The organism is Roseibium sp. AWQ4_254, assembly GCF_056161025.1.
In genome coordinates this window covers 23,664-29,663 of sequence record NZ_JBSWYH010000042.1, presented here as the reverse complement: position 1 = coordinate 29,663, position 6,000 = coordinate 23,664, and the positions used below count along the sequence as shown (strand labels likewise).

Here is a 6,000-nt window from a genome sequence, read left to right as displayed (position 1 = left end):
CATCACGCGCCTTTAAGTGTCCATTTGCATAAGTGGACACTTAAGGCGCAAAATCGAAAAGCGGGAGGTGGGGTTCAGCGGACGCTCACGATCGTTCTGCTCGCGGACATTCCACTGGCCGCCGTTTCAGGTTTTCAACCATGGCAGAGAAAATCATGACGCGGAACTCCACCGACAGGAGCGCTCTTTCAACAGTCAAATCTCAAGTCGTAATTATAACGACAATCTTTGCGACAGGGCTCTATTTTCTCTGTCGAGAGTTCAACTGACACCGGGTCACGGCGCGAGGCAGTGTTTGTTCGGAACTTTCAATGGCCCGCACTGAGGACGTGAGGATGCTCAGCTCTTCTTGCGGACCCGCACTACCACTTCCACCCGGACGATTTCCATACCTTCCGGGGCTTCGGGAAGTTCGCCAACACCAACGCCTTCACCAGGAATATCAATCACCCGGTTTTCCCCTTCAATGAAGAAATGGTGGTGATCGGACACGTTGGTGTCGAAATAGGTCTTGTTGCCGTCAATGGCCACTTCGCGCAGCAGCCCGGCTTCGGTGAACTGGTGCAGCGTGTTGTAGACCGTGGCCAGGGAAACGGGCACATCGGCGGCCACGGCTTCCTCGTGCAGAAGCTCTGCGGAGATATGCCGGTCACCCTTGGAATAGAGCAATTCAGCCAGGGACACGCGCTGACGCGTCGGCCGAAGACCTGCCGTGCGCAGCATATCGGTCACGTTTCTGTCTGCGAATTCCAGTACGCTGTGTATTGTCATTCCAGCTCGATCCAACCTTTAAGTCTTTGCCTTGCTTGACTGTTTTCAGTTCAAACCGGACCATTCAAGCGCTGTCTCCTGCACTTTCCTGACCTGTTGTGCCATTTCTTGTGCTTAAAATGCAAGTTTTTCCGGTCCGACGCAACTTCCCGGCATGGCAATCCGACGTCGCGACTTTCGCTCAAAACCGGCCGAATTGCCCGTAAAGACAGGAAATTTCACGTAACTGACATCTTTCGGTGCTGGTTCCCCTGTGGTAGGAAGGCGCCGCTATCACAACGAAAAACAAACCCGTTCCACCTGGGACACCGGGTAGGAAACTAGAAAACGGATCCTGTATGACCGAGCGCCGCTCCAGCTACGACTACGAAGCTCTTCTCGCCTGCGGCCGCGGCGAGCTCTTTGGCCCCGGCAATGCGCAATTGCCGCTCCCGCCGATGCTGATGTTCGACCGGATTACGGAAATCTCCGAAACGGGCGGCGAATATGACAAGGGCTTTGCGCGCGCCGAGTTCGATATCAAGCCGGATCTGTGGTTCTTTCCGTGCCACTTCCAGGGCAACCCCGTTATGCCAGGATGCCTTGGCCTGGATGCGCTCTGGCAGCTGACCGGTTTTTTCCTGGGCTGGCTCGGCCTGCCGGGCAAGGGCATGGCGCTGTCCACCGGTGAAATCAAGTTCAAGGGCATGGTGACGCCGGATGCGAAGCTTGTCGAATATGGTGTCGACTTCAAACGGATCATGAAGGGCCGCCTGGTTCTGGGTATTGCCGATGGCTGGCTGAAAGCCGATGGCGAACAGATCTACAAGGCGACCGATTTGCGCGTGGGTCTGGCCCAGACCTGAGGCTTTTCTCAGAAATCGAATTTTGGCCGGTGTTTCTGTTCTTGGGAACGCCGGTTTCCGTATTATGATAAGGCTCAGGCGAATGCGAACATACCGCTTGTGCCCAATAGAAAGTAGGAGACCGCAATGAGACGCGTTGTCGTCACCGGTATCGGAATCGTGTCATCCATCGGATCGAATGCAGAAGAAGTGCTGTCCAGCCTTCGCGAAGGCAAGTCCGGGATCAGTTTTGCACCCGACTATGCCGAGCATGGCTTTCGCAGCCAGATCCACGGTATGCCGGATGTCGACATCCCGTCCCTGATCGACAAGCGCCAGCTGCGCTTCATGGGTGACGGTGCGGCCTATAACTACATTTCCATGCAGCAGGCAATTGCCGACAGCGGTCTTGAGGACAGTGATGTGTCCAACCCGCGGACCGGCCTGATTATGGGCTCGGGCGGGCCGTCCACCAAAAACCTGTTCCAGGCGCACCAGATCGTTCTGGAAAAAGGCTCGCCGAAGCGCATGGGCCCGTTCATGGTGACCCGGGGCATGAGCTCAACCAACTCGGCCTGTCTGGCGACCCCTTTCAAGATCAAGGGCATCAACTATTCCATCACCTCAGCCTGCTCCACCTCCGCCCATTGTATCGGCGCGGCCACCGAGCAGATCCAGTTTGGCAAACAGGATGTGATGTTTGCCGGCGGCGGCGAGGAACTGGACTGGACCCTGTCCTGCCTGTTCGATGCCATGGGGGCCATGTCCTCCAAATATAATGACACACCGCAAACCGCCTCCCGCGCCTATGACGCGACCCGCGATGGCTTCGTCATTGCCGGCGGCGGCGGCGTTGTGGTTCTGGAAGAGCTGGAACATGCCAAGGCGCGCGGCGCGAAGATCTACGCCGAAGTGACCGGCTATGCCGCCAATTCCGATGGCTATGACATGGTGGCTCCGTCTGGCGAAGGCGGAGAGCGCTGCATGCGCCTTGCCATCGAAACCCTTGGCGAGCGCAAGGTCGACTATATCAACACCCATGGCACCTCCACGCCGGTGGGCGATATCGGCGAGATCGAAGCGATCCGCCGGGTCTTTGGCGACAACCAGCCGCCGGCCTCCTCCACCAAGTCCCTCACCGGCCACAGCCTGGGCGCGACCGGTGTTCAAGAAGCGATCTACTGCCTGTTGATGCTGCAGAACGACTTCATGACCGCGTCCGCCAACATTGCCGAGCTCGATCCGGCCCTGAACAAGGACGAGATCGTGACGGAGCGGGTGGACGATGCCGGCCTCGACACGGTGCTGTCCAACAGCTTCGGTTTTGGCGGCACCAACGCCTCCCTTGCATTGTCGCGCTACCACGGCTGAGGAACCATACATGTCCGATCTTATGAAAGGCAAACGCGGCCTTGTGATGGGCGTTGCCAATGACCACTCAATTGCCTGGGGCATTGCCAAGACACTTGCTGACCAAGGTGCCGAGCTGGCTTTCACCTATCAGGGAGAGGCGTTCGGCAAACGCACCAGGCCGCTGGCCGACTCCGTTGGCTCCGAGCTGCTTCTGCCGTGTGATGTGGAAGACAGCGCGTCCATTGATGCGGTGTTCGACACGTTGAAAGACAAGTGGGGCAGCATCGACTTTCTGGTCCACGCCATCGCCTTTTCCGACAAGGCGGAACTGCGCGGCAAATATGCCGATACGACGCGGGAGAACTTCACCCGCACCATGCTGATCTCGTGTTATTCCTTTACCGAGATTGCCCGGCGTGCGGCGGATCTGATGCCCAATGGCGGTTCCATGGTGACGCTGACCTATGGCGGCTCCACCAAGGTGATGCCGAATTACAACGTCATGGGAGTTGCCAAGGCAGCGCTGGAATCCTCGGTGCGTTATCTGGCGGTCGACTATGGCGAACAGAATATCCGCGTGAATGCGATTTCCGCCGGCCCGGTGCGCACCCTGGCAGGGTCCGGCGTGTCCGACGCCCGGCTGATGTTCAATTTCCAGAAACGCAATTCGCCGCTATGCCGGACAGTGTCCCTGGACGAAATCGGCGGCACAGGGCTTTATCTCCTGTCCAGCCTGTCGGGCGGCGTGACCGGCGAGGTGCATTTTGTCGACAGCGGCTACAACATCATGTCCATGCCGCGTCTGGAAGAGCTGAAGGTTCAGGAAACCAAGTCCGATTGATCCGATGCAAGGTTACAGACTAAGAAAAAGGCGGCTCACGGGCCTAGCCCCTCACCTAAATGTGGGCGTGCAGTCAAAGATTAAGCCGAACCCTTTTGTCCAGAGGGCATGTCGGGGTTCGGGCATGCTTCAATAATTTGAAACAAGTAAGAATCTGTGACTTCCATGGCCCTGCGCCAGTATGAACGCAAATCGCCCGCTTCGCGCCCGCAAATTGATCATTCACCAGTGCTCGAGCTTGTCATGAAAGCCGCCGTTTGTTGTACGAGAACTGGGTAGTCGTCGCGACGTGAACGAACGGCAGCAAAGCGGACGAAGCTGCCGTTCGTCCTCCCCGAGGCAATCGCGGCTTTGGGCTGTAAGCGGACTGTCCGCTTACGGGTGGCTGCGATCGAAAATTGCCATTTTTCGTGGCACAGTCGATGAGAATGCAGCTGCGCCAGCAATGAGACGAAGCCCGTTTGCGCTCCTATGCGGGCATCGTTCTAGACCCCAGATCCCGATCTTCCTGCTCGCCACTAAGAAGTTGGGTCAGTTCATCGACAAGGCTGATGCGGTTGCCGCAAAACTGATAATAGGCGATCACCCTGAAACGAATTCGTTCGCCGTTCCTTTTTACCGCCTCGGCAATATGCACCGTTGCCGCCGAAACGCCGTCCGTTACGAAATGCTCGAAATTGACACTTCCCGATGAAATCGTTCCTTGAAGGGCCTGATGATGCGTGAGAAATTCGTTATAGTCGAGTTGCTTGCCGTCAACCCGCTGGACGTAGTCAGGCGTCAAAAATTCAGCAAGATCATCCTGCTTGGTTTTTGGATTCATGAATACTGCGAACACTCGTTGCAAAAGATCGTATGCTTCGCTCGGCGTCATTGCTTTATCGGTCGTCATGGGGTCACCATTATAAGCTGTGTTTCCAGTGTAAGATGACATTAGCCTTCTGATTGTTGCGCCACTAACGTAACAAAGCCATTCAATACGGTTTCGAGGCCATGTTTGACGTTCTTTCAGCGCTTTCTCAGTTCACCTCTTGTGGAGGTCCAGTCATACTGGCCGTTCGACAGGAGCAGGCGGAACGGCGACAGACTGACAGACACAGCCATGAGCAGGGCCAACTGCTGGGCACCCTGCGGGGCGTGATAAGCGTGGGCACGGATCAAGGCCATTGGATTGTTCCTCCCGTCAACGCTGTCTGGCTTCCTCCGCATGCTGAGCATTGGCTTACGTCTTCTGGCGCGTTTCGCGGCTGGAGCGTCTATGTGGCAAAGGAGGCGTGCGCAACACTGTCAAACTCCGTACGCGTCATAAGTCCTTCGGGACTCCTTCTGGAGGCGGTAGCGCGCGCGGCCACTTGGAAAGCCCCCCCGTCAACTCAAGCACAGGGGCATATTACGGGCGTCATACTGGACGAGATCGCCTCGACGCCGGAAGAGCCGTTCAGCTTGCCGATGCCGTTGGATCCCCGGTTACAGAAAATTGCGCGCGCGCTGGCGGACGATCCCTCCGAACGGCGGCCTATGAAAGCGTGGGCGGCGTGGGCGGGTGTAGCGCCACGCACGCTCAGTCGGCGTTTTGTTCTGGAGACCGGCCTCACATTCACGGCCTGGCGTCAGCGGTCGCTCCTGCTGAGATCGGTGGAAATGTTAATTGAGGGGCGACCTGTCACTACAGTCGCGTTTGATCTTGGTTACGAAACGGTCAGTTCATTTATCGATTTGTTTCGAGAGCACTTCGGGACGACACCCGGACGATATCTGAAGCGACCCTCCGGTCCCTGTCCTTAGAGAAGGTAACGAAGGCCTTTCACATCGAAGTCGGGCATTCGGCAACAGCGGAGTCTGTTTCCTTACCCTTGACCTCCGTTTATGGAGCGGTTGCTAGCAAGGGATGAGCTGTTATTCACCAATGGCCCCTTTGGGGCGCAAAGCTCACGTTCGAACGCTCCGCAGCACTGGTCAATTTGGGCTCCAAGCAGACCTTAGCTGCGCTTTGAACAGACGTCCGCGATGCGGACAAAGCGGACTGACGATGTTAATGTAATTAGACTGCATAGTCGGCTGGAGGACTTCATGTCTATAAGACGGACACTTCTTGAAGGGTCCCCATTCTTTGAGTTTATTAGTGAACGGTTTTCAAATTATCTGGTCGACCCTGATGCACTGGCGTACGCTGTCGAAGGTCATTTGAGGGGTGTCCTGGACTTAGGAGCT

Annotated in this window: 7 protein-coding genes; 4 read left to right on the top strand and 3 right to left on the bottom strand. The window is 56.6% G+C overall.

Translation table 11 applies throughout. The features are described 5' to 3' along the window. Window positions 1-339: 339 nt before the first annotated feature. Complete coding sequence (irrA, locus tag ACXAIC_RS22825) at window positions 340-771, bottom strand: iron response transcriptional regulator IrrA (RefSeq protein ID WP_475186171.1); 432 nt, start codon at window positions 769-771, stop codon at window positions 340-342. Between the two features lie 338 nt (window positions 772-1,109). On the opposite strand from irrA, the gene fabA reads away from it, so the two are divergent. From fabA to fabI, 3 genes are all read left to right on the top strand, one after another. After that, window positions 1,110-1,616, top strand: coding sequence for a 3-hydroxyacyl-[acyl-carrier-protein] dehydratase FabA (gene fabA / locus ACXAIC_RS22820; RefSeq protein WP_475186169.1), 507 nt, complete (start codon window positions 1,110-1,112; stop codon window positions 1,614-1,616). A gap of 126 nt (window positions 1,617-1,742) precedes the next feature. Continuing rightward, window positions 1,743-2,966, top strand: a complete 1,224-nt coding sequence (gene fabB, locus ACXAIC_RS22815; protein WP_475186166.1) for a beta-ketoacyl-ACP synthase I — start codon at window positions 1,743-1,745, stop codon at window positions 2,964-2,966. A 10-nt stretch (window positions 2,967-2,976) separates the two neighbouring features. Continuing rightward, window positions 2,977-3,789: an enoyl-ACP reductase FabI gene (gene fabI, locus ACXAIC_RS22810; protein WP_475186163.1), complete on the top strand. Its 813-nt coding sequence runs from the start codon at window positions 2,977-2,979 to the stop codon at window positions 3,787-3,789. A 469-nt stretch (window positions 3,790-4,258) separates the two neighbouring features. On the opposite strand, the gene ACXAIC_RS22805 is transcribed toward fabI, so the two are convergent. Both ACXAIC_RS22805 and ACXAIC_RS22800 read right to left on the bottom strand, forming a co-directional pair. Next, complete coding sequence (locus tag ACXAIC_RS22805) at window positions 4,259-4,681, bottom strand: nuclear transport factor 2 family protein (protein WP_475186160.1); 423 nt, start codon at window positions 4,679-4,681, stop codon at window positions 4,259-4,261. A gap of 116 nt (window positions 4,682-4,797) precedes the next feature. After that, window positions 4,798-4,956, bottom strand: coding sequence for a hypothetical protein (locus tag ACXAIC_RS22800; RefSeq protein ID WP_475186176.1), 159 nt, complete (start codon window positions 4,954-4,956; stop codon window positions 4,798-4,800). Between ACXAIC_RS22800 and ACXAIC_RS22795 the strand changes: the two genes are divergently transcribed. Further along, window positions 4,906-5,574, top strand: a complete 669-nt coding sequence (locus tag ACXAIC_RS22795; RefSeq protein ID WP_475186175.1) for an AraC family transcriptional regulator — start codon at window positions 4,906-4,908, stop codon at window positions 5,572-5,574. The genes ACXAIC_RS22800 and ACXAIC_RS22795 overlap by 51 nt on opposite strands. The last annotated feature ends 426 nt before the right edge of the window (window positions 5,575-6,000 follow it).

Excerpts from the sequence above, each read along its gene's own strand:
- fabB (WP_475186166.1), top strand. The coding sequence starts at position 1,743 with ATGAGACGCGTTGTCGTCACCGGTATCGGAATCGTGTCATCCATCGGA.
- fabA (WP_475186169.1), top strand. The coding sequence starts at position 1,110 with ATGACCGAGCGCCGCTCCAGCTACGACTACGAAGCTCTTCTCGCCTGC.
- irrA (WP_475186171.1), bottom strand. The coding sequence starts at position 771 with ATGACAATACACAGCGTACTGGAATTCGCAGACAGAAACGTGACCGAT.
- ACXAIC_RS22805 (WP_475186160.1), bottom strand. The coding sequence starts at position 4,681 with ATGACGACCGATAAAGCAATGACGCCGAGCGAAGCATACGATCTTTTG.
- fabI (WP_475186163.1), top strand. The coding sequence starts at position 2,977 with ATGTCCGATCTTATGAAAGGCAAACGCGGCCTTGTGATGGGCGTTGCC.
- ACXAIC_RS22800 (WP_475186176.1), bottom strand. The coding sequence starts at position 4,956 with ATGGCCTTGATCCGTGCCCACGCTTATCACGCCCCGCAGGGTGCCCAG.